27 protein-coding genes and 1 pseudogene are annotated in these 26305 nt (G+C 65.5%); 13 read left to right on the top strand and 15 right to left on the bottom strand.

Going from position 1 to position 26305, the window contains the following annotated elements; genetic code table 11:
• Positions 1-144: 144 nt before the first annotated feature.
• Positions 145-582 carry an Hsp20/alpha crystallin family protein gene (locus A9W99_RS17970; protein ID WP_067380798.1) on the bottom strand — a complete coding sequence of 146 codons (438 nt, stop codon included), beginning with the start codon at positions 580-582 and terminating at the stop codon, positions 145-147.
• A gap of 33 nt (positions 583-615) precedes the next feature.
• Between A9W99_RS17970 and mddA the strand changes: the two genes are divergently transcribed.
• Positions 616-1392 carry a methanethiol S-methyltransferase gene (gene mddA, locus A9W99_RS17965; RefSeq protein ID WP_067380793.1) on the top strand — a complete coding sequence of 259 codons (777 nt, stop codon included), beginning with the start codon at positions 616-618 and terminating at the stop codon, positions 1390-1392.
• Here the strand turns inward: mddA and A9W99_RS17960 are convergent.
• Positions 1389-1856: an SRPBCC family protein gene (locus tag A9W99_RS17960; RefSeq protein ID WP_067380790.1), complete on the bottom strand. Its 468-nt coding sequence runs from the start codon at positions 1854-1856 to the stop codon at positions 1389-1391. The two genes, mddA and A9W99_RS17960, sit on opposite strands and share 4 nt — an antisense overlap.
• 82 nt (positions 1857-1938) lie before the next feature.
• Between A9W99_RS17960 and A9W99_RS17955 the strand changes: the two genes are divergently transcribed.
• Both A9W99_RS17955 and A9W99_RS17950 read left to right on the top strand, forming a co-directional pair.
• Entirely contained in the window at positions 1939-2421 is a 483-nt protein-coding gene (locus A9W99_RS17955; protein WP_067380787.1) for a cation:proton antiporter regulatory subunit, read from the top strand.
• A 3-nt stretch (positions 2422-2424) separates the two neighbouring features.
• Positions 2425-3582 (top strand): cation:proton antiporter, encoded by a 1158-nt coding sequence (locus A9W99_RS17950; RefSeq protein ID WP_067380784.1) that lies wholly within the window; start codon positions 2425-2427, stop codon positions 3580-3582.
• Between the two features lie 120 nt (positions 3583-3702).
• Here the strand turns inward: A9W99_RS17950 and A9W99_RS17945 are convergent, their stop codons facing one another.
• Positions 3703-4227, bottom strand: coding sequence for an Rv3235 family protein (locus tag A9W99_RS17945; protein WP_156623158.1), 525 nt, complete (start codon positions 4225-4227; stop codon positions 3703-3705).
• 232 nt (positions 4228-4459) lie between these two features.
• Between A9W99_RS17945 and A9W99_RS26985 the strand changes: the two genes are divergently transcribed.
• From A9W99_RS26985 to A9W99_RS17920, 5 genes are all read left to right on the top strand, one after another.
• Positions 4460-5878 carry a wax ester/triacylglycerol synthase family O-acyltransferase gene (locus tag A9W99_RS26985; RefSeq protein ID WP_067380995.1) on the top strand — a complete coding sequence of 473 codons (1419 nt, stop codon included), beginning with the start codon at positions 4460-4462 and terminating at the stop codon, positions 5876-5878.
• A gap of 43 nt (positions 5879-5921) precedes the next feature.
• Positions 5922-6785 (top strand): polyphosphate kinase 2, encoded by an 864-nt coding sequence (ppk2, locus tag A9W99_RS17935; RefSeq protein WP_067380777.1) that lies wholly within the window; start codon positions 5922-5924, stop codon positions 6783-6785.
• Positions 6782-7294 (top strand): hypothetical protein, encoded by a 513-nt coding sequence (locus tag A9W99_RS17930; protein ID WP_156623166.1) that lies wholly within the window; start codon positions 6782-6784, stop codon positions 7292-7294. The genes ppk2 and A9W99_RS17930 overlap by 4 nt, the downstream gene beginning before the upstream one ends.
• Before the next feature lie 187 nt (positions 7295-7481).
• Positions 7482-8624: a ferredoxin reductase gene (locus A9W99_RS17925; protein ID WP_067380771.1), complete on the top strand. Its 1143-nt coding sequence runs from the start codon at positions 7482-7484 to the stop codon at positions 8622-8624.
• A gap of 77 nt (positions 8625-8701) precedes the next feature.
• Positions 8702-9988 (top strand): fatty acid desaturase, encoded by a 1287-nt coding sequence (locus tag A9W99_RS17920; protein ID WP_067380768.1) that lies wholly within the window; start codon positions 8702-8704, stop codon positions 9986-9988.
• 82 nt (positions 9989-10070) lie between these two features.
• On the opposite strand, the gene A9W99_RS26180 is transcribed toward A9W99_RS17920, so the two are convergent.
• The 5 genes and pseudogenes from A9W99_RS26180 to A9W99_RS17900 all read right to left on the bottom strand — a co-directional run bounded on the left by A9W99_RS26180 (position 10071) and on the right by A9W99_RS17900 (position 13657).
• Positions 10071-10352: a hypothetical protein gene (locus A9W99_RS26180; protein ID WP_253869971.1), complete on the bottom strand. Its 282-nt coding sequence runs from the start codon at positions 10350-10352 to the stop codon at positions 10071-10073.
• 32 nt (positions 10353-10384) lie between these two features.
• Complete coding sequence (locus A9W99_RS17910) at positions 10385-10906, bottom strand: DUF302 domain-containing protein (RefSeq protein ID WP_067380761.1); 522 nt, start codon at positions 10904-10906, stop codon at positions 10385-10387.
• Between the two features lie 200 nt (positions 10907-11106).
• Positions 11107-11199, bottom strand: a pseudogene (locus A9W99_RS27365) (aliphatic nitrilase); the annotation flags it as partial.
• 171 nt (positions 11200-11370) lie between these two features.
• Positions 11371-12459 carry an NmrA family NAD(P)-binding protein gene (locus A9W99_RS17905; protein ID WP_067380759.1) on the bottom strand — a complete coding sequence of 363 codons (1089 nt, stop codon included), beginning with the start codon at positions 12457-12459 and terminating at the stop codon, positions 11371-11373.
• Between the two features lie 25 nt (positions 12460-12484).
• Positions 12485-13657 (bottom strand): acetyl-CoA C-acyltransferase, encoded by a 1173-nt coding sequence (locus A9W99_RS17900; RefSeq protein WP_067380756.1) that lies wholly within the window; start codon positions 13655-13657, stop codon positions 12485-12487.
• An 88-nt stretch (positions 13658-13745) separates the two neighbouring features.
• Between A9W99_RS17900 and A9W99_RS17895 the strand changes: the two genes are divergently transcribed.
• Positions 13746-14213, top strand: a complete 468-nt coding sequence (locus tag A9W99_RS17895) for a helix-turn-helix domain-containing protein (protein ID WP_067380992.1) — start codon at positions 13746-13748, stop codon at positions 14211-14213.
• Positions 14214-14282: 69 nt separating this feature from the next.
• On the opposite strand, the gene rsgA is transcribed toward A9W99_RS17895, so the two are convergent.
• Both rsgA and aroA read right to left on the bottom strand, forming a co-directional pair.
• Positions 14283-15263, bottom strand: a complete 981-nt coding sequence (rsgA, locus tag A9W99_RS17890) for a ribosome small subunit-dependent GTPase A (protein ID WP_067380986.1) — start codon at positions 15261-15263, stop codon at positions 14283-14285.
• On the bottom strand, positions 15260-16561 hold the full coding sequence (aroA, locus tag A9W99_RS17885; RefSeq protein ID WP_253869967.1) for a 3-phosphoshikimate 1-carboxyvinyltransferase: 1302 nt from the start codon (positions 16559-16561) through the stop codon (positions 15260-15262). Before aroA ends, rsgA begins: the two co-directional genes overlap by 4 nt.
• 54 nt (positions 16562-16615) lie before the next feature.
• Between aroA and A9W99_RS17880 the strand changes: the two genes are divergently transcribed.
• Both A9W99_RS17880 and A9W99_RS17875 read left to right on the top strand, forming a co-directional pair.
• Positions 16616-17380 carry an SOS response-associated peptidase gene (locus A9W99_RS17880; protein WP_067380753.1) on the top strand — a complete coding sequence of 255 codons (765 nt, stop codon included), beginning with the start codon at positions 16616-16618 and terminating at the stop codon, positions 17378-17380.
• Between the two features lie 161 nt (positions 17381-17541).
• On the top strand, positions 17542-18408 hold the full coding sequence (locus A9W99_RS17875) for a 3-hydroxyacyl-CoA dehydrogenase family protein (protein ID WP_067380750.1): 867 nt from the start codon (positions 17542-17544) through the stop codon (positions 18406-18408).
• Between the two features lie 80 nt (positions 18409-18488).
• Here the strand turns inward: A9W99_RS17875 and A9W99_RS17870 are convergent, their stop codons facing one another.
• Entirely contained in the window at positions 18489-18743 is a 255-nt protein-coding gene (locus tag A9W99_RS17870; RefSeq protein ID WP_067380747.1) for a hypothetical protein, read from the bottom strand.
• A 345-nt stretch (positions 18744-19088) separates the two neighbouring features.
• Here A9W99_RS17870 and A9W99_RS17865 point away from each other — a divergent pair, with 345 nt between their 5' ends.
• Positions 19089-19838: an SDR family NAD(P)-dependent oxidoreductase gene (locus A9W99_RS17865; protein WP_067380983.1), complete on the top strand. Its 750-nt coding sequence runs from the start codon at positions 19089-19091 to the stop codon at positions 19836-19838.
• 72 nt (positions 19839-19910) lie between these two features.
• Here A9W99_RS17865 and A9W99_RS17860 read toward each other — a convergent pair whose 3' ends face one another.
• Together A9W99_RS17860 and A9W99_RS17855 are read right to left on the bottom strand one after the other, a co-directional pair.
• On the bottom strand, positions 19911-21326 hold the full coding sequence (locus A9W99_RS17860) for an NAD(P)/FAD-dependent oxidoreductase (RefSeq protein WP_067380744.1): 1416 nt from the start codon (positions 21324-21326) through the stop codon (positions 19911-19913).
• Positions 21323-23125, bottom strand: coding sequence for a DUF3556 domain-containing protein (locus A9W99_RS17855; RefSeq protein WP_067380741.1), 1803 nt, complete (start codon positions 23123-23125; stop codon positions 21323-21325). Before A9W99_RS17855 ends, A9W99_RS17860 begins: the two co-directional genes overlap by 4 nt.
• 137 nt (positions 23126-23262) lie before the next feature.
• Here A9W99_RS17855 and A9W99_RS17850 point away from each other — a divergent pair, with 137 nt between their 5' ends.
• Entirely contained in the window at positions 23263-24561 is a 1299-nt protein-coding gene (locus A9W99_RS17850; RefSeq protein WP_067380739.1) for a CdaR family transcriptional regulator, read from the top strand.
• A 48-nt stretch (positions 24562-24609) separates the two neighbouring features.
• On the opposite strand, the gene A9W99_RS17845 is transcribed toward A9W99_RS17850, so the two are convergent.
• Together A9W99_RS17845 and A9W99_RS17840 are read right to left on the bottom strand one after the other, a co-directional pair.
• Positions 24610-24795 carry a hypothetical protein gene (locus A9W99_RS17845; RefSeq protein WP_067380729.1) on the bottom strand — a complete coding sequence of 62 codons (186 nt, stop codon included), beginning with the start codon at positions 24793-24795 and terminating at the stop codon, positions 24610-24612.
• A 202-nt stretch (positions 24796-24997) separates the two neighbouring features.
• Complete coding sequence (locus A9W99_RS17840; RefSeq protein WP_082930058.1) at positions 24998-26206, bottom strand: CdaR family transcriptional regulator; 1209 nt, start codon at positions 26204-26206, stop codon at positions 24998-25000.
• Positions 26207-26305: the final 99 nt, after the last annotated feature.

Genomic DNA, 26305 nt, shown 5'->3' with positions numbered 1-26305 from the left:
GACCCGGGCCCCCCCCCCCGCCCCCCCCCTACCCCCCCCCCCCCCCCCCCCAGGTGGGGGGGCCACACACGGGGCCCCGGCTCCCCCCCCCAGCTAAACTCTGGGGCCGCCCCCAGGGTGGGGGGCGCCCCGCCCTTTGTCGAATCAGGCATTGATGGCCTGCTGCGCGCCGGTCGCGATGGCGACCTTGCGCGGCTTGGCCGCCTCTGCCACGGGGATGGTTATCCGCAACACGCCGTCGGTGTAGTCGGCGCTGACCTGTTCGGTATCCAGGCTCTGGCCCAGGTACAGCTGCCGGGTGAACGCACCGTGCGGGCGTTCGGCGGCCAACCACTCGCGGCCACCGGTTACCTCCGGGTGTTCGGCGCGCACAGTCAACACGTCGTGATCGACGCGGACATCGAGCGAGTCAGCCTGGACGCCGGGCAGGTCGATCTCCACAACCAGCTTGTCGCCCTCACGCCAGGCGTCTGTCGCGGCTGCACCGTTGGCGGTGACCCCCGTTGGCGCCGACGGCGGGGCGGCGCCGGCATTGAACCTCCGTCCGCCTAGCCCGTATGAAAAATGGGGCGAACGCCCCATGGACCAAACATCTGCGCGAAGGACAATCGAGCCATGAAGCGTTTCCTGACAATCGGTTACGGCGCCGTCTGCTACCTGGCTTTCGTGGTTGCTTTCCTGTATGCCATCGGTTTCGTCGGCGCGATCGTGGTACCCCGCACTGTCGACCACGGCATCACCGCCCCGACAGGCCCAGCGCTGGCCGTCAATGTGCTGTTGCTCGGGTTGTTCGCGGTCCAGCACAGCGTCATGGCGCGGCCAGGGTTCAAGCGGTGGTGGACGCGGATCGTGCCGCAGTCGATCGAGCGCAGCACTTTCGTGTTGCTTTCGAGCGCCGTACTGCTGCTGCTGTATTGGCAATGGCGCACCATGCCTGCGGTCATCTGGGATGTGCGACAGCCTGCCGCCCGCCTGGCGTTGTGGGCGCTGTTCTGGCTGGGCTGGGCGACGGTGCTGGCGTCGTCGTTCATGGTCAATCATTTCGACCTGTTCGGGCTTCGGCAGGTGTATCTGGCGTGGCGCGGAAAGCCGTACACCGACATCGGCTTTCGCATCCAGTTCCTCTACCGGTTGGTGCGCCATCCCCTGATGCTGGGATTCATCATCGCCTTCTGGTCGACGCCCACGATGACGGCGGGGCACCTACTTTTCGCGATCGTCGTCACGGGCTACATCCTGTTCGCCGTGCAGCTGGAAGAGCGCGACCTGGTGGCGACACTAGGCGACCAATATCTTGATTACCGCCGACAGGTGCCGATGCTGTTGCCGATTCCCCACCGGCACAGCGAGGTTGACACCGAAGCCGTTGAGCCGGCCGAGGCTTCGAGCTAACCCTCGACCAGCCGCGCGATCCGCTCCAGCGTCGCGCGCATGCCGTCCTCGGTCAACCTGGCCATCGAACCACTCGTGATCAGCTTCTTCTGCTTGTCCTGGGACACATCCCACGTCTCGCGCACCCGCGTGCCACCGTCTTCTGCCGGAGCCAGCTCGTAACGCCAGATGCGCCCGCCTACCAGACCGCCCAGCGAGGTTGTCTGCCATGCGATCCGGCGATCCGGCTCGTACTCGATGACTGTGTTGGTGGTCCGGTACGGAATGAACAGCGTCTCCTTGCGCCCGCGCATCGCCATGCCGAATTTCGATCCCTTCGTCAGCGGCACCGACTCCCGCGTCGCGTGATTCACCGACTCCGAACCGTCGAAACTCGCGTGTTTGCCCGCGTCGGCCAGTAACGCGAAGATCTTGTCGGGCGATGCGTTGATGACGCGCTCGACGCTGACTGTGTTCCCTTCCATCCGACGATTATCGCCAGGCCGGCATATATGAGGTTGGCCGGTAGCGCTTCTATCCCGACGGCATTTCGTCAAGGATTGCTTTATGGATGTCAAGGAGGTGCTGCTGCCCGGTGTCGGCCTTCGCTACGAGTTCACCAGCCACCAGGGTGAGCGGATCGGCATCATCGCCCGGCGCGGCGGCGAATTCGACATCGTCCTGTATAGCCGCGATGACCCGGACCAGGCGCGACCGGTCTTCCAGCTCACCGACGAAGAGGCCGACACCGTCGCCCAGATCCTGGGCGCACCGCGGATCGCCGAGCGGTTCACCGAGCTGACCCGCGAAGTGCCCGGGCTGGAAGCGGGTCAGGTCCACATCCTGCCGGGCAGTCCCTTCGTGGACCGGCCGTTGGGCGACACCCACGCGCGTACTCGCACCGGCTCCTCGATCGTGGCCATCGTGCGCGAGGAGGACGTCCTCGCCTCGCCCGGCCCATCCGAAATCCTGCGCGCCCGCGATGTCCTGATAGTCATCGGCACGGAAAAAGGCATTGCCGGAGTCGAGCAAATCGTCGATAAGGGCTGAACCGTGCAAGTCTCGGGGGCGCTGCTGTTCCAACTCGGCGCCCTCCTGACCACGCTCGCCGTATTAGGTGCGCTGGCACGAAGATTCGCGCTTTCGCCGATTCCGGTGTATCTGCTGGCGGGTCTTTCACTCGGTAAGGGCGGCGTCCTGCCGGTCGCCGCCGCCGGTGAGTTCGTCACCACCGGCGCGCCCATCGGCATCGTGCTATTGCTGCTCACGTTGGGTCTGGAGTTCTCCGCCACCGAATTCGCCAGCAGCCTTCGGCACCACTTGCCGTCGGCCGGCGTCGACGTCGTCCTCAATGCCACACCCGGCGCGGTCGCCGGCTGGCTGCTGGGGTTGAACGGTGTCGCGATCCTCGCCCTGGCGGGAGTTACCTACATCTCCTCATCGGGCGTCATCGCGCGTCTGCTGGAGGACCTGCGCCGGCTAGGTAACCGGGAAACACCGGCGGTGCTGTCGGTTCTGGTGCTCGAGGACTTCGCGATGGCGGCCTACCTCCCGCTGTTCGCGGTGCTAGCGTCGGGCGGCAGCTGGCTCGATGCCGTCGGCGGCATGCTGGCCGCGGTGGGCGCTCTGCTCGCCGCGTTCGCCGCGTCCTTCCACTGGGGCCACCACGTCGGCCGGCTGGTGGCCCACCCCGACTCCGAGCAGCTGCTGCTGCGGGTGCTGGGCATCACGCTGATGGTCGCCGCCATGGCCGAGGTCCTGCACGCGTCGGCGGCAGTCGGGGCGTTCTTGGTCGGCCTCACCCTGACCGGCGAGACGGCCAACCGCGCGCGCAAGGTACTGGGTCCGTTGCGGGATTTGTTCGCCGCAATCTTCTTCCTGGCGATCGGCCTGTCGGTCGATCCCAAAGAGCTGATTCCGATGCTTCCGGTGGCGCTGGCGTTGGCTGTGGTGACTATGGCGACGAAGGTGCTCACCGGGATGTTCGCGGCGCGACGCGACGACGTGGCGCGGCGCGGGCAATTGCGGGCCGGCACTGCGCTGGTGGCCAGGGGTGAGTTCTCCCTGATCATCATCGGCCTGGTCGGCACGTCGATCCCGGGCGTCGCAGCGCTGGCGACGTCGTATGTCTTCGTGATGGCGATCGCCGGACCGGTGCTGGCCCGGTACACCGGCAATCCGCTGTCCGCCAGGGTCGAACCGCCGAACTGACCGGCCTAGGGTCGGCGTTGAGATTTGAGCGTTACTTCCTGGCTGGGAAAGGCCCGAATCTACGCCCAGGATTCACCCGCAAAGCCCAGGATTCACACCCTCGCCCAGCGCCGGGGCAAATTACCCAATGTGCAGCGCAACCACCAGCCATCGGCTTACCTTGGCGGCGCGCACCCGTTCGACCCGGCAGGCGATGGCGTGCACCCGGCTCCCGCGGCTGTATGAACCGAAAACCTCGGCAGCGGTCGCCGGGTCGGGGTGTCCGGCCGGTTGCAGCCGTAGCCGGCGCAATACCGCAGCGCCTTCCTGCCCGGTCCGGCCGACGGACAGCACGGAGTCGAGCAGGCTGGGTGCCAGCACGGGCCGCAACTGGGCCGGCGGACGACGCCGGTCGATGACTTCCAGCACCCGACGCAGGGCGGCGTCGGCGAAGACGGCCACCTCGCGCATCGGCGCGGAAAGCGCGGCGGCGGGCTGGCTGCCTGGCCCTCGGCGAGGCCCGCTCGAGATGCGACGGCGCAACACCACGTGGGATGATTGCCGGACGTTTCCGGGCAAGGTCTGGCTCGGCGGCTCGTACTCCACCACCGGCACGACGGCAAAACCGTCGCGACGAGGTGCACTCACGCTAGGAATGACGGTCAACGGGCACTCTCCAACTCATCTTTGAACGGGAGCCTGCAGGAGAGTGGCAGACAATGGTTTTTTTCGCAGGTTTCCCGGGATGTCATCGGGCTTCCCGGTTGCCGGCCATCATCGCACAACCGCGGCCGTCGCGTACCCGCGCCAGAATGCGCTCGAGAAGGCGGTTACCGTGGGCGGAAACTCCGGTAGACGCGACCGACTCACGAGGATGGACAAGGAGGACAGGGCCGCAATGGTGACCCGGTTGTCCACGACGGACGCGTCCTTCTATCGGCTGGAGAACACGGCCACGCCGATGTACGTCGGGTCGCTGGCCATCTTGCGTCGACCGCGCGCCGGACTGAGCTACGAGAAGCTGCTGGCCACTGTCGAGCAGCGGCTGGCGCAGATACCGCGGTACCGGCAAAAGGTCCGCGAAGTGAAGATCGGGCTGGCCAGGCCGGTCTGGATGGACGACCCCGATTTCGACATCACCTATCACATCAGGCGCTCGGCGCTGCCGTCGCCGGGCAGCGAAGAACAGCTGCACGAACTGATCGCGCGGCTGGCCGCGCGGCCGCTGGACAAATCACGGCCGTTGTGGGAGATGTACCTCGTCGAGGGCCTGAACAAGAACCGCGTCGCCCTCTACACCAAGTCGCACCAGGCGCTGATCAACGGCATGAGTGCGCTGGAGATCGGCCACGTCATCGCCGATCGCACCCGTCGCCCGCCGCCGTTCCCCGAGGACATCTGGGTCCCGGAGCGCGACCCCGGTAGCACTCGGCTGCTGCTGGGTGCGATCGGCGACTGGATAGTCGGCCCGGGGGCGCAGATGCAGGCCGTCGGCTCCGCGATCGCCGGCCTGGCGACAAACTCCGGACAGCTGGTCGACGCCGGCCGGCGGGTGTTCGACGTCGCCCGCACGCTGGCGCGCGGGACCGCACCGAGCAGTCCGCTGAACGCCAAAGTTTCGCGCAACCGCCGGTTCACGGTCGCCCGCGGCAGCCTCGAGGACTATCGAACGGTCCGTGCCCGCTACGACTGCGATGTCAACGACGTGGTCTTGGCGGTGATCGCCGGCGCACTGAGCAATTGGCTGATGTCCCGCGGCGAAACCGTGGCGCCCACCGCAACGGTCCGCGCGATGGCGCCACTGTCGGTCTATGCCGACGACCAGCTCGATTCGACCGGTCCCGGTCAGGCGATCAGCCAGGTGACGCCGTTTCTCGTCGACCTGCCGGTGGGGGAGGGCAACGCTGTGGTGCGACTGTCGCAGATCGCGCACGCCACCGAGTCCAACCCGACGGCCCCCAGCCTGGTCGACGCCCAGACCATCGTCACCCTGTCCGGTTTCGCGCCACCGACCTTGCACGCCATGGGGATCCGCGTAGCCACCACCTTTCCCAGTCTGTCCAAGCAGCCGTTCAACCTGTTGATCACCAACGCCCCCGGCGCTCAGTCGCAGATGTACATCGCCGGCACCAAGTTGCTGGAGACCTATGCCGTGCCGCCGCTGCTGCACAATCAGGCGCTGGCGATCAGCGTCACCTCATACAACGGCATGCTGTATTTCGGTATCAACGCCGACCGCGATGCGATGGCCGATGTCGACCTGCTGCCGGGCCTGCTGAGCCAAGCGCTGGACGAGCTCCTGGTGGCTTCCCGGTAGTTGTCCGGGTCAAATTTGCTGTCTGCGGCTACCATTCGTTGATGTGAGCACCGTGACGAGTGACGGCGCGTCGGCGAAGTCGAAGAAACGCAAATCGGGTGCGCCGGCCAAACCGAAGATCTCCGACGACGTCTACGAAGCCGAATTGTTAAAGCTGCAAACGGAATTCGTGAAATTGCAGGAGTGGGTGCGGTTCTCCGGCGCACGTATTGTGGTCCTGTTCGAAGGTCGTGACGCCGCGGGCAAGGGCGGTGCCATCAAACGGATCACCGAATACCTCAGTCCGCGCATCGCCCATATCGCTGCGTTGCCGGTGCCGACCGATCGGGAACGCGGGCAGTGGTACTACCAGCGTTACATCGCCTATCTGCCTGCCCGCGGCGAGATCGTGCTCTTCGACCGCTCCTGGTACAACCGCGCCGGCATCGAGAAGGTGATGGGTTTCTGTACGGCACAGGAATACGTGCTGTTCCTGCGGCAGACGCCGATCTTCGAGCAGATGCTGATCGACGACGGGATCCTGTTGCGCAAGTACTGGTTTTCCGTCTCGCCGGACGAGCAGCTGCGCCGGTTCAAGGCACGGCTGAACGACCCTGTGCGGCAATGGAAACCCAGCCCGATGGACCTGGAGTCGGTGTACCGCTGGGGCGAGTATTCGCGCGCCAAGGACGAGATGATGGTGCATACCGACACCCCCGTCAGCCCCTGGTACGTGGTGGAATCCGACATCAAGAAACACGCGCGGCTGAACATGATGCACCACCTGCTGTCCAGCATCGACTACCAGGACGTGGACCGCCCGCAGGTCGAATTGCCGCGACGGCCGGTGGTCAGTGCCGACTACCAGCGCCCGCCGCGCGAGCTGTCCAAGTACGTCGACGACTACGCCGCTACGTTGATCGGATAATGCAGGTCTACATCCCGGCCACCCTGGCCATGCTGCGGCAACTGGTTGCCGACGGTTCGTTGTCGCCGGTGAACGGCACCGCATTCGCCGTGACGCCGACTTTGCGTGAGGCCTATGCCGAGGGCGACGACGACGAGCTCGCCGAGGTCGCGTTACAAGAGGCGGCGCTGGCGTCGCTGCGCCTGCTGGCCGCGGAGGACGCGCCTGATCGCCTGCCGCGGCGTGCGGTGCTCGCCGCCGAAGTCGACTTGGGCGAATCCGGGGCCAAATACCGGCCCGACCTCGACGACGCCGTCGTCCGACTGGCCGGGCCGGTAGCCATCGAGAAGGTCATCGCCGCCTACGTCGACAATGCGGCCGCCGAGCCGGCCGTCACCGCGGCGATCGCCGTGATCGACGCTGCTGACCTGGGCGATGAGGACGCCGAACTGGTGGTTGGCGACGCCCAGGACCACGACCTGGCGTGGTACGCCAACCAGGAGTTGCCGTTCCTGCTGGAGCTGTTGTAAGCGGATCCGTCGAGCCTGCCCGCTGAAGCCGCGCCCTCAACGCAGTCTCGATCGATGCACCGACCGCATCGGGTGTGACGCAATCCGGGCCACCAGAACTGGATACGCCACCGTAGGTTACGGTACCGTAGCTTTTACAGACCGGCCTGCGGCCGCTGCAGGCCGCGCCGCGAGCAGGAGCCTCCAAATGAGCAAGAAATGCGCGCCGATCACCGCCAACGTCGTCGACACCAAACGCGTCACGGTCGTCGGCGCCGATCAGCACCCCGGCTGGCATGCGCTGCGCAAGCTCGCCGCGCGTATCACGACCCCGCTGTTGCCGGACGACTATCTGCATCTGGCCAATCCGCTGTGGTCGGCCCGCGAACTGCGCGGCCGCATCGTGGAGGTCCGCCGCGAGACCGAAGACTCTGCCACTCTGGTCATCAAACCGGGCTGGGGTTTCAGCTTCGACTACCAGCCCGGCCAGTACATCGGGATCGGATTGCTGGTCGACGGGCGCTGGCGCTGGCGTTCGTATTCGCTGACCTCGAGCCCGGCCAGCTCTGGCTCCGCGCGGACGGTGACGATCACCGTCAAAGCGATGCCCGAGGGCTTCCTGTCCACCCACCTGGTGGCCGGCGTCGAGCCCGGGACCATCGTGCGGCTGGCCGCGCCGCAGGGGAACTTCGTGCTGCCCGACCCGGCGCCGCCGTCGATCCTGTTCCTCACCGCCGGCTCGGGAATCACGCCGGTGATGTCGATGTTGCGAACACTTTTGCGCCGCAATCAAATTGGCGACATTGCTCATGTACATTCGGTGCCCGCAGCGGCTGACGTGATGTTCGCCGCCGAACTCGCCGCATTGGAGGCCGACCACTCCGGCTATCGGCTGCGGGTGCGCGAGACGCGCACCGATGGCCGGCTCGACCTGTCCCGGCTGGACGTGGAGGTGCCGGACTGGCGTGAGCGCCAGACGTGGGCCTGCGGCCCGGAGGGCATGCTCAACCAGGCCGAGAAGGTGTGGGCGTCGGCCGGCATCAGGGACCGGCTGCACCTGGAGCGCTTCGCGGTGTCCCGCGCGGCACCTGCGGGAGCGGGCGGGACGGTGACTTTCGCGCGCAGTGGCAGGAGCGTCGCCGCCGATGCCGCGACGTCAGTGATGGACGCCGGTGAAGGTGCCGGTGTACAGATGCCGTTCGGTTGCCGGATGGGCATTTGTCAGTCGTGTGTGGTCGACTTGGTGGACGGCCACGTCCGTGACCTGCGCACGGGACAGGAGCACGAACCGGGCACCCGTATCCAGACCTGTGTGTCCGCCGCGTCCGGCGATTGCGTCGTAAATATTTGATGCTACCGAGTGGTAACTTACGGAATCGTAGGTTACGATAGCGTAGGTCTGGACCGTACAACGCAGGGGAGAAGACGATGGCGATCACCGACGTCGACGTATTCGCGCACCTGACGGACGCCGACATCGAAAACCTGGCCGTTGAGCTGGATGCCATTCGCCAGGAGGTTGAAGACTCGCTCGGCGAGCGGGACTCCCGCTACATCCGCAGGACCATCGCCGCACAGCGCGCACTGGAGGTTTCCGGCCGGCTGCTGCTGGCCGCGAGCTCGCGGCGGTCGGCCTGGTGGGCAGGCACCGCCACGTTGGCCGCGGCCAAGATCATCGAGAACATGGAGATCGGCCACAACGTCATGCACGGCCAGTGGGACTGGATGAACGATCCCGAGATCCACTCCACGACCTGGGAGTGGGACATGAGCGGGTCGGCCAAGCACTGGCGATACACCCACAACTTCGTGCACCACAAGTACACCAACATCCTGGGCATGGACGACGACGTCGGCTACGGCATGCTGCGCGTCACCCGCGATCAGCGCTGGAAGCGCTTCAACATCTTCAACCTGGTGTGGAACACGTTGCTCGCGTTGCTCTTTGAATGGGGCGTCGGGATGCAGCACGTGGAGATCGGCAAGATTCTCAAGCGCCGGATGGATCACGCGGAGGCCCGGCAGCGCATTGACGAGTTCTTGGCCAAGGCCGGTCGCCAGGTGCTGAAGGACTATGTCGCGTTCCCGGCGCTGACCGCATTATCACCGGGTGCGACGTACCGATCCACCTTGACGGCCAATGCGACGGCAAACGTGCTCCGCAACGTGTGGGCCAACGCCGTCATCTTCTGCGGCCATTTCCCGGACGGCGCAGAGAAATTCACCAAGACCGACATGATCGGCGAGACCAAGGGCCAGTGGTATCTGCGACAGATGCTGGGTAGCGCGAACTTCGACGCCGGCCCGGCGCTGCGCTTCATGAGCGGCAACCTGTGCCACCAGATCGAGCACCACCTCTATCCCGATCTGCCGAGCAACCGGCTGGCCGAGATCTCGGTACGGGTACGCGAAGTCTGCGACAAGTACGACTTGCCTTACACCACAGGCTCATTCCTGGTGCAGTACGGCAAGACCTGGCGCACTCTGGCCAAGCTGTCGTTGCCGAACAAGTATCTGCGCGACGACGCCGATGACGCGCCGGAGACCCGCAGCGAGCGGATGTTCGCCGAACTGGGGCCGGACTTCGCGGCCACCGACCCGGCGACCGGCCGGCGGCGCGGACTGAAGTCTGCGATCAACGCGGTGCGGAGCTGGCGCCGGGGCAGGCGCGTCGCATCCGGAAAGCTCACTGACACCGACGATCTGGCCGCCTAGGCCGCCACCGAGCGTGCTCTCACGGCGAGATTCCGGCAGATTCTCGCCGTGATAACACGTTCGGCGTGGACTGCCGACCGGGCTAACTCGACTTCTTGCCGCCCTTGCGGCCCGCGGCCTTTTTCTGGGACTGGTTACCGCCGCTCCCGCTACCGCTGCTGCGGCTGCTTTGGCTGCTGCCCGAGCTCTTGCCACCCCGGCTGGACGAGCCGGGCGAGTTCGATATCGCCGCAGCCCTCGACTTGCTCATTCCCTTCTTGCGCAGGCCCTCATACTGCTTGTCATTCTTGACACTCGACCCGTGATCTTTTGCCACTTCGGACTCCTTTGTGTTGTGCGGCGGGAATACCCGTTTCAGGCGCATACAACAACTTTCCGGAATTCCGCTGAAATGCCTCAGCCGGGCCGCTGGCTGATGCCGCTTGTAATCTTGGTGGCTAGCGCCGCCAACTTGGCGTCGAGTCTTTCTGCGGCGCTGAGCAGTGCCGGATTCTGCTCGATGACCATGAGGGACGACGGCTTGACGTAGGTCAGGCTGCTACCGGTGCGCTCTTCGAGGATCAGCAACTCCACCGGGGCGAACAGGCCCGCCGTCACGTCGTGCCGCAACATGGTGATCGCGAGAAGCGGGTTGCCGAGGATGACGCGCATCGCCTTGCGGTCGATGCCGGCCTTGGTGATCCATGCGCCGTGGTCGATGACACCGAACAGCATGAATCCACTTGCCCCGGCATGGGATTCGACCCGTTCTTGATAGGACTGCCAGTTATCGGTGCTCTCCGCGATCTCGTTGATCGGAACCGGGTGTTCGCCGATGTCGGACAGTAAGGCAGAGACCAGCTCTTCGTAGCTTTTCGCGCTCTCGTACCGCAATCGCGCGCCGGTGAAGACAGTTTCATGCGGTTCAGATGTTGACATGTTCGTCCAAGCTCCCGTGGAGTGCCGGCAGGTCGCGCGTCTCGCTCATGCACGTGCGAGGTTTCGGTTCGGCCACCACCAAGCTGAGCAGTTCGGGCCGGCTGTAGTGGCTGACATCTATGAGGATTTTCGTGACGTTGATCAACGAGAAGTCGAGGTGCTGTCACCTCGCCCTCGCCAGATCGGTTTGGCTCGGTGGTTTTGTGCCGACGCTGGATCAGGATGCCATCGGCGTCGAACAACAACTGCGTGTTGTACAGCGAGCCCCCGTCGCGTTCGTTGATCCCAACGGACAGTCTGCAATCCATACCCCCATCCTCGCTGTTCCATTGTGTCGACAAGTGTGGTCGGAAGCGCGTCGCTGGCGGCTAGCGGATGGCCGATCCCGACGACTGAAGCGATACGGTGTGAAGACTGAAACCGACTGCCTACCAGTATCGTTCAGGCTGGACTGATAGTCCGGCCTACAACTTCCCGGTCCTCCTGTCCTCACCAACCTTGAGAATCGGCCGCCAGTTGTCCGGTTGAACTCGCTCCCAGAGACCGCCCTTCCCCAGCTCTCGTCCGGACTGCTCTGCTCTCCTGAACCACTCCTCAGCAGTCTTGATCCGATTCGGGTGAATCTCGTCGAGCAAGGCGTAATCTCGTTTGACGATTCCGTACTTCCACAGATTCCAGAACCCCGTGAAGTTATCGCGCATGCTCATGGTGCTCTTGTCATTTGGGTCGGCGTTGTACCCGGCGGGCATGTCTGCGACAGCACTGAGTGGACCTGTGCGCCAGTACGTCTGCAAATCGGTGTCAACGTATCGCGCCGAATGCCCGGTGACCTTTTCGAACGCCGCAGCAAGATCCGCATACGCGATGTGTTCAATGGCTACTTCGAGGTCTATGCCGTTCGCGCGCTCGGGATGGTCGAAGAGCCAGCGGACGTAATATCCGCAATCCTCGAGCGATACGTGTGGAACAGCCCCCTCACCGAGCGGAACTCGCCATGTTAAGACACCATCCTCCACGGTAGGTGCCATGGGGGTCCCTGGCGAAATCACCATCTCGATGTACGGACCGGTCGTGAAGACCGCCGCTCCCATCCGATTGCTATTCTCCTGATTCTGAAACAAGATCCACTCACCCACTCGGCCCTTGCCGTCATAGTGGCCGGTGCGGAACCGAGAGTCATAACCTGACTTTTTGAGCCCATAGTCGAGATTTCCATACACGAAGAATCTGATTCCCTCTTCGATGGCTATCTCGTAACTGCGAATCGCCCAGTAGATCTCGGTCTTCTCGCCGGTGTTGAACCCGTCGATGTTGATGAATGCTCCGTCGCAACCACGAAATCCTTCCCGCAGGATGGTTTCATCGGCGAATGAGCCCTCCAGGACGGAGACGTTGTCGAGTGCGAGCAGTTCCTTGGCTCGTCTAGATCCGGCGTCGCGGGTGAGGAAGCGAACGGAGTACTTCTGGTCGGCGACCAGGGCACGGATGATGGGGATGCCTTGGGCCCCGGTGCCGCCTACGACAAAGATTTTGGAGGTGGTGTGAGATGACATTTGGTCGCTCTCTGTTCCGCGCGCGTCAGAGACGCTCGATGATGGTGGCGTTGGCCATCCCGCCGCCTTCGCACATCGTCTGCAGGCCATAGCGGCCGCCGCGCTGCTCGAGCGCGTTGACGAGGGTGGTCATGATGCGTGCGCCGCTGGCGCCCAGTGGATGGCCGATCGCGATCGCGCCGCCGTTGACGTTGGTCTTGGCCAGATTCGCGCCGGTGTCCTGCGCCCAGGCCAGCACCACCGGGGCAAACGCCTCGTTGACCTCGAAGAGGTCGATGTCGGCTAGCGTCAATCCCGCTCGGTGCAGCACCCTCTGGGTGGCAGGGATGACGCCGGTCAGCATGTACAGGGGATCCGAGCCGACGGCCGTGGTGGTGTGGATACGGGCGAGCGGGCGCAGGCCCAGCTTCTTGGCGACCTCGCTGGTGGTGATCAGGACGGCGGCGCTGCCGTCGGAAAGCGGCGATGAGTTGCCCGGGGTGATCAGCCAATTGATCTGCGGGAAACGCTCTTTCACCGCTTCGCTGTAGAACGCCGGCTGCAGGGCGGCCAGCGTCTCGACCGTCGTGCCGGGCCGGATGATCTCGTCGGTGGTGAGCCCGGCGATCGGAATCAGCTCGTTGTCGAAGCGCCCGTCTTTGGTGGCTGCGGCGGCCTTCTCATGGCTGGCCGCGGAGAACTCGTCGAGCTGGGACCGGGAAAAGTCCCACTTCGCGGCGATCAGTTCGGCGCTGATGCCCTGTGGTACCAGGCCCTCAGGGTAGCGGCGGGTCATGTCGTTGCCGAACGGGTTGCTGCCCGGCAGCACCGAGGTCCCCATCGGTACCCGGCTCATGGATTCGACACCGCCCGCGATCACCAGGTCGTAGGCGCCGGCGATCACCCCATGAGCGGCGAAGCTGATGGCCTGCTGGCTGCTACCGCATTGCCGATCGACGGTCGTACCGGGGACCGATTCGGGGAATCCGGCTCCCAGCAACGCATTACGTGCGATGTTCGCCGCCTGGTCACCGGCCTGGGTGACGGCGCCGGCGATGACGTCGTCGATGTGTGCCGGATCCACACCCGTACGTGCCACGAGTTCGCGCAGGCTGTGCGCAAGCAGGTCGGCCGGCAGCACGTCGTGCAGGGCGCCACTGGCCTTGCCCTTGCCGACGGGGGTACGGACAGCGCCGACGATCACGGCGTCACGAGTCATGGCTCCTCCTTGAGCTGAGTATTGACGACTATATCCAGCTATAACATCTGGGTATACTTGATGCAACCCAGATGGGAGGGTGATCTCCGTGACAATGCTGCAAGGGCGACTGGCCGACCGCGATGCGTGGTCGGCGGTCGGCGAGTGCGCGATCGAGAAGACCATGACGGTCGTCGGCACCAAATCCGCGATGCTCATCATGCGCGAGGCGTACTACGGCACCACCAGGTTCGACGACTTCGCCCGGCGGGTGGGCATCACCAAGGCCGCCGCCTCCGCGCGGCTGGCCGAACTGGTCGACATCGGACTGCTGCGTCGCCGGCCCTACCAAGAGCCCGGGCAGCGCAGCCGCGAGGAGTACGTCCTCACCGAAGCCGGCATCGAGTTCATGCCGGTGGTCTGGGCGATGTTCCAGTGGGGGCAGCGTCACCTGCCGGGCCGTCATCGGCTGCGGCTGACACATCTGGGCTGTGGCGCCGACGCAGACGTCGAAATTCGCTGTGCGGAAGGCCATCTGGTGGCACCCGACGAGCTCGGCATGCGGCTCGTCCGCTAGCGCGAGCGTGCGCAAATGTACGCGATTTACGGCGTGTCGGCGGACAAACACGCACCGTCGCGCCTGCGGTCAGCTCTCCCGGAGCGCTGCCAGTAGCCGCCGGGCCGCGGTGACCCGGCGCTCGGCGGGTCCGGCCAGCGTGTCCAGCGCGCATTCCGGGTCGGCCGGCGGCCCCATGTGCCCACAGCCGCGCGGACAGTCCCGTATCGCCTCGGCCAGATCCGAGAACGCCATCAGCACGTCGTCGGGCTCGATGTGGGCCAACCCGAACGAACGAATGCCAGGCGTGTCGATCACCCAGCCTCCGGTGGCTAACGGCAGCGCGACCGACTGCGTCGAGGTGTGCCGGCCCCGGCCGATTTCAGTGACTTCTCCGACAGCCCGATCTGCTTCGGGCACAAGGCGATTCACCAATGTCGACTTGCCGACGCCGGAGTGGCCGAGCAGCACCGTGATCTGGTCGCCCAGCAGGTCGGCCACCGCGAGCAAGGGATCGTCGACTCCTGCGCTGACGACCGTCAGGTCCAGGTCTACGAAGTGTGCCGCAAACGGCTGCGGCGGGGCCAGGTCGGTCTTCGTCAGACACAGGATCGGCTTGAGCCCGCCCGCGTATGCCGCGATCAGCGTCCGGTCCACCAGACCGGTGCGCGGCGGCGGGTCGGCCAGTGCCACCACGATCAGCAGTTGGTCGGCGTTGGCGACCACCACCCGCTCGGTCGGGTCGGTGTCATCGGCGGTGCGCCGCAACACCGTTCGTCGCGGGCCGCGCCGCACGATGCGGGCCAGGGTGTCCGGGCGCCCGGACAGATCGCCGACCACGTCGACGTCGCCGCGGCCGACGATCGGCGTGCGCCCCAGCTCGCGCGCCCGCATGGCCGTCACCCGCCGATCGGGATCGCCGCCCAGCACACATCCCCAACGGCCGCGGTCGACGCTGACCACCATGGCCGATTCGGCGTCGGCGTGTTCGGGGCGCGTCTTGGTCCTCGGTCGCGAGCCTTTGCCGGAGCGGATCTTGACGTCGGACTCGTCGTAGTCGCCGGGCCTCAATCGCCGGATCCCGGTTGGATGGTGACCATTTCGGCCCACAGTCGCGGAAACTCCGGCAATGTCTTGGTGGTGGCGCCGATGTCGTCGACTTCTACTCCGGCGACCCGCAGCCCGACGATGGCCCCTGCCATCGCCATCCGGTGATCGGCATAAGCGCGCCAGGTACCGGGCCGCAGCGGTGTCGCGGTGATCACCAGGCCGTCCGTCGTCTCCCGACAGTTGCCGCCCAGGCGGTTGATTTCGGTGCTCAGTGCGGCGAGCCGGTCGGTTTCGTGGCCGCGCAGATGGGCGATGCCGCTCAGCCGGGACACCGATCCCGGCGCGGCCAGTGCCGCGAGTGCGGCCACCGACGGCGTGAGCTCGCCGACCGCGCGCAGGTCGACTTCCAACTCGCTATAGCTGGCCGAGCCCTGTACCTCGAGGTATGAATCAGTATGCGTGACAACGGCATCCAGCTTGCGCAAAATATCGAGGATGTGATCGGCGGGTTGGATACTGTCCGCCGGCCAGCCGTTGATGCGCACGGTGCCACCGGTGACCACCGCCGCCGCGAGGAAGGCGACGGCATTGGTCAGATCGGGTTCGACGTCCCAGTGCCGGGCTTTGACTGCACCCGGCCGAACCTGCCAGCGGTTGTGGGCCGAATCGTCGACGGCGACGCCGGCCTGCCGCAGCATCGCCACCGTCATCGCGATGTGCGGCGCGGACGGCAACGCCGCACCGGTGTGCTGCACGGTCAGGCCCTCGGCGAACGACGCTCCACACAACAGCAGGCCTGAGACGAACTGCGACGACGCGGACGCGTCGATGGCGACGGTGCCGCCGGCGACATATCCGCTGCCCGCAACCCGGAACGGCAGTCCCGTTCCGTCGATGAGAACTCCGAGACCGCGCAGTGCGTCCAGCAGCGGGGCGATGGGCCGGGCCCGGGCCTGTTCGTCGCCGTCGAAGGTGACCGGCGCCGCGCTCAACGCGGCCAGCGGCGGGACGAAGCGCAAGACCGTGCCGGCCAGGCCGCAGTCCACTCGCGCGTCCGGGCCGGGCTGGATTTCGCCGCTCACCGTGAGCTCGGATCCATCGCCGTCGACCTGCAGGCCCAGTGTCCTCAGCGCCCCGATCATCAGGTCGGTGTCGCGGCTGCGCAGCGCACCGGAGATGGTCGACGTGCCTTGGCCCTGCGCGGCTGCCAGCGCTGCGAGGATCAGCGTCCGGTTGGTCTGGGACTTCGAGCCCGGGACCGTCACCGTGGCGCGCACCGGTCTCCGCGCGCATGGCGCAGGCCAGGACGTGGTGCTCACCTGCACCATCCTGCCGTCTCGGCGGGTGTCGTGGATACCAGGCACCATAGTCTTATGTGTGGACGCTTTGCGGTGACGACCGACCCGGCCCTGCTGGCCGAGAAGATCAAGGCGATTGACGAGGCCACAGGCGCCTCGGAACGGGCTTCTGAGCCCAATTACAACGTGGCTCCGACGGCCACCGTCGCGACCGTGGTCAAACGTCACACCGAGCCAGACGACGAGGCGACGCGCCGGGTGCGACTCATGCGCTGGGGGTTGATCCCGCCGTGGGCCAAGGCGGGCGCTGACGGAGCACCTGAGGGCAAGGGTCCGCTGCTGATCAATGCGCGCGCGGACAAGGTCACCACCTCGCCGGCTTTTCGCTCGAGCGCAAAATCCAAGCGCTGCCTGGTGCCAATGGACGGTTATTACGAATGGCGCGTCAATCCCGACACCGCCGACGGTAAAAAGTCGCGTAAGACGCCGTTCTACATGTATCGCAGCGACGGTGAGCCGTTGTTCGCGGCGGGCTTGTGGTCGGTCTGGAAATCGGACAAAGAGGCTCAACCGCTGCTGAGTTGCACCATCATCACCACCGACGCGGTGGGCGAGCTGGCCGAGATCCACGACCGGATGCCGCTGATGCTGTCCGAACCCGACTGGGATACCTGGCTGGATCCGGACACCCCGCTGGATCCCGACTTTCTCGCCCGTCCGCCGGATGTCCGCGACATCGAGCTCCGGCAGGTGTCCACGCTGGTCAATAGCGTGCGCAACAACGGGCCCGAGCTGCTGGAGCCGGCCGAGGCGGAGCCCGAACAGATCACGCTGCTCTAGCCGTAGCAATCGCTTGCGCGAGCGTTCGTGTTTGTACATCGACACGATGTATCTTCAGTACAACTGCGCACCCTCGCGAAAGCGGGCGGTCGACAACAGTCGGCCAATCTTTGTCGCTTCGCGACAGAACCAGACGTACAGCCGCGATCTAGCATGCTCGTGTGACTGCCAAGTACACCTACACCTTCGAAGACATCCGCAACCGTCCCGTCGCGGTGATCGGGGCGGGAACCCTGGGCCGTCGCATTGCGCTCATGCTGGCGAGTCGCGGGGGAACTGTGCGAATTTATGCGCGCCGCGCCGAGCAGCGCGCCGAAGCCACGCAATATGTGACAGAGAATCTACCTAAAGTCGTGCAGGACAGAGGCTTTGGTGAAGTAGGTACGGCGATCGGGGCAGCGTCGCTCGCGGAGGCGCTGGACGGTGCCTGGCTCGCCGTCGAATCCGTCCCGGAAAGGCTCGACATCAAGATCCCGCTGTGGGGCGAGATCGACCGGGCCGCGCCGCCAGACACCATCTTCGCCACCAACTCGTCGTCGTTCCCGTCGCGGCTGATGGCCGAAAACGTCCGTGACAAAACGCGTTTGTGCAACACGCACTTCTACATGCCGCCGCAGTTCAACGCCCTCGACCTGATGTCGGACGGCCAGACCGATCGCGGCCTGCTGGACACCCTGCTGACCATCCTGCCCGAGTTCGGTGTACATCCCTTCGAAGCGCGCAAGGAGTGCACCGGTTTCATCTTCAATCGGGTCTGGGCCGCCATCAAGCGCGAGTGCATCGCCGTCGTCGCCGAAGGTGTGGCCCGGCCGGAGGATGTGGACGGGATGTTCAAGGTCAATTGGGGTGTGCCCGCCGGGCCGTTCCAGATGATGGACATTGTCGGTCTGGATGTCGTGCTCGACATCGAAAACCATTACGCCGAGGAGTTCCCGTACCTGCCCAAGAGTGTGCGGGACTTGTTGCAGGAGTATGTGGATGCGGGAAAGCTCGGCCTCAAGACAGGCGAGGGCTTCTATCAGTACTAGCGCGAGCAGACGTAAAATTCCCTAAAACAGCGGCGTGTCGGGAAATTCTGCGTGTGCTCGCGCCACCTCGAGCGGGGCGCTTAATTGTTGCTCAAAACCAAGCGCCAGTGACCGGCAGCCCGAGGATCCGGAACACACCAGAAGTTGTTCCAATTAAACGGTGGCGTTGTGGCTTTCACGCCGGGGCCGGCGTCCTGACAAGCCTGGTGGGTCGGATAGCTACCTTCGGTCTGCAGCGTGTCGGCGTTGCTGACGCCTACGCCAATCGTCATCGATGCCGCAAAAGCCAGCACACCCGCGGAAACAAAATTGAAGATCGGTCGCTTCATTTCCATCCAATCGTCGTATGGTGCTCCAGCGTGGAGATAAGCATCAACATTAAGGCCAGTCGAACGGCTAAACAGCGCTTTTCGCCGAGGAGGCTACGAGCGCGAGCAGACGCAAAAGCCCCTGAAACTGCGGCGTGTCGGGAGGTTTTGCGTCTGCTCGCGCAAGCTGTCGCGGCAGACATGGTCGACGCCGCTGGCATCTCACCGACCTCGTCCTTAACGCCGAGCCCGGCTGCCGCGCGGCACATACGGTGGCCGCCGTCATCACGAGGCTCTGCCGGCCATCACGAATAACCTCTGGGAACGGGCCTGTTTGACCGACGAATTGAGAGACGCCGAATGACCGCAAAAATGAACACCGTCAGCTTCGACTTCACCGGCGCCAACGTGCTGGTGAGCGGCGGCACCCGCGGCATCGGGTATGCGATCGCGAGCGATTTCGTCAAGGCCGGCGCTGCGGTCACCGTCACCGGTAGCCGCGCGTCGGCTGCAGACTATCCCGAAACCGACCTCAGCGCAGTGCATTTCCGGCAGTGCCAGATGTCCGACACCGCCGCCGTCGACGAGCTGGCGGCATCACTCGGCCCGCTCGACGTCCTGGTGAACAACGCCGGTGGCCCCTACGCGGCGCATAAAGACGAATGGGATCCCGACGGTTACGCCGGGTCGGTCGCAGTCAACCTGTTCGCCCACATGCGCCTGACCATGGCCTGCCACGAGCGGCTCAAGGCGAGTGACGCCGCCGGAGGCGCCAGCGTGGTCAGCATCGCGTCGATGTCCGCATTTGTGTCGGCGGTCAACGTGCCGGCCTACAGCTCGTCGAAGGCCGGCATCGTGGCATTCACCAGAAACCTTGCCCGGCGCTGGGTCGACGACGGGATCCGCGTCAACGCGGTGGCACCCGGTTTGATCGACACCCGGATGACCCGTCCAATGCTGGGCATTCCTCAACTGTTCGAACCGGAAATGCGTCACACCCCGATGGGCAGAATGGGGCTGCCCGAGGAAGTCGCACCAGCGGTGCTATTCCTGTGTACCGACGCGGCCCGCTACATCACAGGCACCACGGTCGCCGTAGACGGCGGATACCTGACCGTCTGAAGCCTTGGGCAGCCGAGCAGACGCAAAACACCCGACACGCCGTGCGTTCGGGTGCTTTTGCGTCTGCTCGCGCTATCTGGCGAGGTATGCCAGCGCGAGTTGGGCGGCGTTGGCGCCACACATACCGTGCGCGCCGGGCCCCGGCGGGGTCGCCGCCGAGCAGATATACATGCCCGGCACGCCAATGGTGTAGGGCGACAGTGTGATTCGCGGGCCGAACGTCAGCTGGCGAATGTCCTTGGCGCCGGTCATGATGTCGCCGCCGACGTAGTTGAGGTTGTAGGTGGACATCTGCGTCGTGGTCCGGACAGCCTGGCCTACCACGCGGTCCCGGAAGCCGGGCGCGAACCGCTCGATCTGGGCGATGATGGCCTCGGTCGCGTCGCCGGTGTAGCCGTTGGGGACATGCGCGTAGCTCCACACTGGGTGGACATTGCCCACCGAGCGTTGCGGGTCGGCCAGATACTGCTGCCCGACTAGCACGAACGGGCGCTCGGGCATCCGCCCGGCGTGGATCTCCCGCTCGGTTGCGGCGAGTTCGGCGTAGGTCCCGGCCAGATGCACTGTGCCGGCCAGGTGCGCGTCGGGGTTCGTCCACGGCACGCCGTCCTCGACGGCGAAGTCGACCTTGAATGCGCCGGGACCGCGCCGGAACCTGGTGAATGCGCGGGCAATTCGGCGCGGCAACCGCTCGCCGAGAATACCGGCGACCGCGCCGGGCGCCAGATCGAACATGGTGACGTCCGCCGACGGCAGCTGCGACAAGGTCTCGACCCGGACGCCCGTCTCGATCTTGCCGCCCAGTTCGCCCAGCACCGCCACCATCGCGTGCGTGATCGACTGCGAACCGCCTTCGGCCACCGCCCAGCCGTGCCGATGGCCGGCGGCGATGATGCCCATCCCGATGGCCGTGGTCATCGGGTAGTGCAACGGCCGGAAGGCATGGGCCGCAACGCCTCCGAACAACGCGCGGCCCTCGTCGGTGCGGAACAGCCGGGCGAACGCCGACGCCGGCAACACGGTGGGTGCACCGAAGCGTGCCAACGCAAGCGGATGGTGCGGCAGCCGCAGCAGTGGCCGCATGATGTCGTCGCTCAGGACATCGAAGCGCGCCGAAGGGTACCCGAACGCCAGCCGCCACCGCGATCCGTCGCGACCCAGACCGGCGACAGTGTCCGATACTGAACGGCGCAGGACGCCTGCGCCGCCGCCGTCGAGCGGGTGTACGCAATCTATCTCCGGCCAGCGCCACGACAGGCCGTGCCGCTGCAGGTCGAACCGGGCGAGGAACTGCGAGCCGACGGCCATCGGGTGGATGGCCGAGCAGTGGTCGTGCAACAGGCCCGGGACGATCGCTTCGCTGCTGCGGACGCCACCACCGACCTCGTCGGCTGCCTCCAGCACGGTGACGTCCACGCCTTCTGCCGCCAGGGAAATGGCGGCGGCGAGCCCATTAGGCCCGCCGCCCACCACCATTGCCGTGCTCATGTCAGGGCTCCTCGCTCACTTTCGCGCCGCGACGAACACGTCCCGTCGCGCAGCGACCAACTCACCTGCGTCGGAACGGGTCCGTTGGGTAGCCAGGGCTGTTCGGCCACCACGTCGGCGACCTTCCAGGTCCCGCGCTCGATGACACCCAAAGCGGCGTCGATTAACTTGTAGTGCTGTACGCCGCTGCCCACGGCCTCCGACTCCACCCAGGCGATGACACACTCGCCCGGCTCGAATTCGGCTTGCCGCTGCACTGCTTTGATCAAGTCTTCATTGTGCAGGTGGCCGTCGCCGAAGTTGAACCCGATCAGGGAATTGCACAAGAACTCGCCTTCCCGCACGGTCCGGGTGTCGACGTCGGGCAGGTGGCTGACCAGCAGCGAGAACAGGCCGCGGCCCTGACTGTGCATGGTGCGCCAGGCGATGGTCTTCTGTGCGGTGATCTCGGCCCACTGCGGTTCGTAACCGAAGGCGATGAACTGGTCGACCTGGTTTCCGGCCGAGCGGGTGACCCGGTCCAGCTTGGCTTCCGCACCCGGTGCGAACGCCCACACCGCCGACGCCCAGTTGCCCGCGTACTGCCGCAGCGACGGCAGGAAGGAGACCCTGTCCGGGCGCAGGTTACCCAGAATGGGGAAGAACAGCAGACCCGCGGCAATGACGGCGGCCAGCCAGGGCGGCGTCATGTCCCACGGGGCGTATCCGTCGCGATTCGGGAACCCGAGGAACAAAAACGCTGTGGTGTAAGCGAATACGACGTTCCATTCCAGCGGGACGGCCAGCGGGAAGGTCGAGATGATGAACAGGTGGAAGGCCACCATGAGCAGCGCCGCGGCCAGCGTCAGCCATTTGTTGGTGGAGAAGAACAGGACCAGCGGGGCGACGATCTCGACGAAGGTGCCGTTGACGTGTGCCATGAAATCCGCCACCCGCGACGGCCGCATGTCGCGCGGGAAATCCCGGTAGTGCGCCCGCTTCAGCCACTTGGACGGAATGAAGGGGCTGTTGCTGACCATCGGCGGAATCACGTTGGAGAAGTGCTTGCCGAACTTCGAGAAGCCGGCGCCCACCCATACCACCACGATCAGCATCTTCAGCGCGACGATCATGTTGGTGAAGGGCAGTACGGCGAAGAACACCAGTGCCGGGAAGTACTGCTCGCCGCGGGCGGCCAGGAAGATGGTCTTGTCCCGCAGGCCCACCAAAACCAGCAACGCGATCGGGGCCACCAGCAGCGCGGGGCTTACCAGTCCGGATACGTTGTCCGGCACCATCTTTGACAGCGAGTCGCTGTGCACACCCGGCAGCACCAAGGCAACGGCCAGGCTGGCAAGCAGCGCCAGGTACAGCCCGATGTCGAACCAGGTGCGCCGGTCACCGTTGGTGAAAGGTACCCACTTCCACGGGCGCAACCGGATGGTGTTCGGCCGGGCCCAGAAGTAGATGCCGCCGGTCATCGGCTTGATCTTGCCGGCCAGCGGACCCCAGGATCCGGCGACGCCGATGGCCTCGAGCAGCACGGTCCACAGGATGACTTTCTGGTAGACGATCGGCTGGTTCCACCAGTCGGTGACATGCCAGAAAGCCGGCAGGCCCGATGTCGCCGTGGCTACCGTGATCCCGCCGATCGCGAAGAACACGACCAGCTTCACGATGTAGATCAGGTGGACGATCCGTGGTGAGCCGAAACCGTTTTCGGCCCAATCCGCGGCGAGGATACGCATTCGCTCCATCAGCGGCTTGCGCAAGAACTCGTCCGGATCGACGGCGGCGAGGTGAGGTTGGGTGAGTGCCATGGTGGTGGCTCCTTGGTTGCGACGACAGAGTGCCGCTAACGCTAGGAATTCGCGAACGCGCGAGACAGTCGCTGACCGACAAACCTGGCCGGCGGCATTATCGCCCAAAAACAACTGCGGCGGCTAACGTCGAGAGCGTGGAGAAACCGCGGCCGGGCACCCTCGATGCCCAAGTCGAGGTGAGCCGCTACGTCGCCGACATCGCCGCCCGATTGCACGGTCGGCTGGCCGACGTGACGTCGGAGATTCATGCCGCTCTGAAGGATCAAATCGCCGATCTGCGCCGGGACCCGCGCATCATGGAGCTGCTCTGGGCCAGCATCGAGGGCAACGTCGACACCATGTTGCACGCGATGCGCTACGACATTGCGGTCGAGCGTGTCGAGGCCCCCACTGCGGCGCTGGAATATGCGCGCCGCCTGGCCCAGCATGGGGTTCCCGTCAATGCGCTGGTGCGCGCCTACCGGCTTGGTCAGCGCCGGATGACCGAGCTGATCTTCGCCGAATTGCGTGCGATCGACATCCCCGACGCGATGCGGGTAGCGGTGATCGAGGCGATGGGCACCGCGATATTCGCCTACATCGACTGGATGTCGCAGCAGGTCGTCGTGATCTACGAAGACGAACGCGAACGATGGCTGGAAAACCAGAACACCCTGCGCGGCGTGCGGGTACGGGAGATCCTGGCCGCAACCAAGAGCATCGATGTCGATGCGGCGACCACGTCGATCCGCTATCCGCTGCGCTGGCACCACGTCGGACTGGTCCTGTGGTATCCGGACCAGGGCGCCGAAGTCGACGAACTTCCCCGGCTGCAGAAGTTCTTGCGCGAACTGGGCGAAGCCGCCGGTGTCGACGCCGGCCCGCTGTTCGTCGCCGCGGACCGCAGCAGCGGGTGGGGCTGGCTGCCCTATCGGGCAGCGGTCGACGACGCCGTGGCAACGATTCGCCGGTTCGCACAGACCGAGAAGGACTCGCCCAGCGTGGCAATCGGGACGATGGGCGCCGGTATCGACGGCTTCCGCCACTCGCACCGCCAGGCAGCCGAGGCCCGCGACGTCGCGATCGTCACCGAACAGCCGAACTCTTCGGCACCGAGGGTGATCGCCGCCAGCGACCCGGGCCTGTCGGTTGTCGCGCGACTCGGCGGAGACGTGGCCGGCACCCGCGAATGGGTGGCCGACGTGCTCGGCAACCTTGCCGCCGACACCGAGAACGACGCGCGGCTACGCGACACACTGCGGGTGTATCTGGGCTGCGGCGGCAGCTACAAGGTGGCCGCCGAGGAACTCAGCATGCACTTCAACTCGGTCAAATACCGAGTGGGCCGGGCCGTTGCCCGGCGCGGCCGCGAGATCGGTACGGACCGGCTCGAGGTGGAACTGGCATTGCTCGCCTGTCACTGGTACGGCGCCGCGGTCCTGCAAACGAACTGACCGGGCCCGGCGACTTTGGCGGGCCCGGGCGGGTTCTGTGGGTACGGATCAGGCAGCGGCGGGGACGGCCAGGCGACCGTATGCGGTGGCCCGGGGCATCCGGACTGCCCGGTTCCGCAGGTAGGACTGCCGCCGGTCGCGGGCAACGTAGACGACGTGGAACGCTGCGGGGATGAGCACCGGAAGCAGAACCATGGCGAGGTAGATGCTGATTTGGGTGATGGCTTCGAACATGGTTCGCCTTCGTTTCTCCGCCGTGCGGCGGTGTCGGGATGATCGGGATATATTGCAGCACTTGAGGATTCGAGCTGGCGGTGATCGAATCACTGGCTTCGAGTAGAGAATTTACCCACCCGGCCTCAGTGCAGTAATGTGCCGAACCGACGAAGTTGTTGTGTGGTGTTGTTTTCCCGAGACAAAAGCCGCTAGAGGCCCACTAAGGCAGGCGCCGCTCGATCTCGAAGGCCAGACACAGCTCGGCGAGATCGCGTGGCCGCGAAAGCGTTCGGCCGGTCAACTCCTCGATGCGGCGCAGCCGGTGCCGGACGGTATTGGGATGGCAATAAATCAGGGTGGCGGTGTCGTTGGCAGAGCCGCCCGCCTGCAGCCAAGCCTGAAAGGTGTCTAGCAGCACTGTGCGTTCGTCGGCCGGCAGTTCGTCCACCCGCCCCAGCAGCGACGACTTGATCTTCGCCATGACCTCGGGTGCGCTGACCGCCGCGACCGCGAGCGGCGTGTCGTCGAACACGGCGACCAGAGACTCCGACGAGGGTTTCCCGCTGACCGCCAGCCGGGCGTATCGCAGCGCGTCGCTGGTCTCGGACAGCTCGTGAAACGGTGGACTGATGCCGACACGGGCGGTAGCGGCCTGTCGCAGTACCTCGAGCAGCGCGCCGTGGCCGTCGGACGGTCGCAGATGCACGATCCCGACCTGTAAGTCCGGCAGCAGCCGCCATGCCGAGCGGATGTCACGGGCGGACAGCTTGTTCTCGATTGCCGGCAATCCCAGCTTCCCGATCGCGGGCAGCTCGGCCGCCACCACGACGTAGGGTCCGGAAGTCGGCAGCCGCAACAGGTCGGCCGCCTCCCAGAGGCTCTGCCGATCGGTCATGCGCCGCGACAGCAGCGCTTCCACCAGCGCCGATCGCTCTTCCTCCCGCTCTAGGATCTGGGCCGTCAATTGTTGGCGGTAGGCATCGCTCATGGCCTGGGTGAAGGTCTCTTGGGCGAAGAAGACCCGTGCGGTCGCATCCAGGATCGACTCGGTGGGTATTGCCGCGGCCCGGGCGGTGGCCAGGGTCTCCTCCCACATGAATCGGAAACCCATCCGATAGGCGGTCATCACCGCCGGCAGCGGCACACCGGCCAGTGCACGCTCGGTGCCGGTCTGCTCGGCCGGCGAGACATCGGCTTCCCCGGCCAGCGAGTGGAAGATGAATGTCACGTTCGCGACACAGCTTTCGGCGACCTGATCCCGGGTAACGACGCTGCCGTCCCGGTATGCGTCGATCTCGCGGCAGAGCACGTCGGCCATGGCCATGCCCAGCTCCGGGGCGCGGGCCAGCATGAGCTTGCCGAGCTCGATGACGTGCGGATCCACCGCCGCGCCGCGCGGCCCGCTGCGGGGCTCGGATACCACGCCCATACCGCCAAACCCTATGCCCGGAAACGCGCCGATGTCCGCGGTAACACCGAACAGGGCTCGCTGTTGTTTGCGCGCACATTGTGGTCTGCGGTCGCAGAG

The sequence above is a fragment of the Mycobacterium sp. 1164966.3 genome, from assembly GCF_001665395.1.
Taxonomy (GTDB): domain Bacteria; phylum Actinomycetota; class Actinomycetes; order Mycobacteriales; family Mycobacteriaceae; genus Mycobacterium.
The sequence above is the reverse complement of the archived record's forward strand: the minus strand, read 5'-3'. Positions and strand labels throughout refer to the sequence as shown.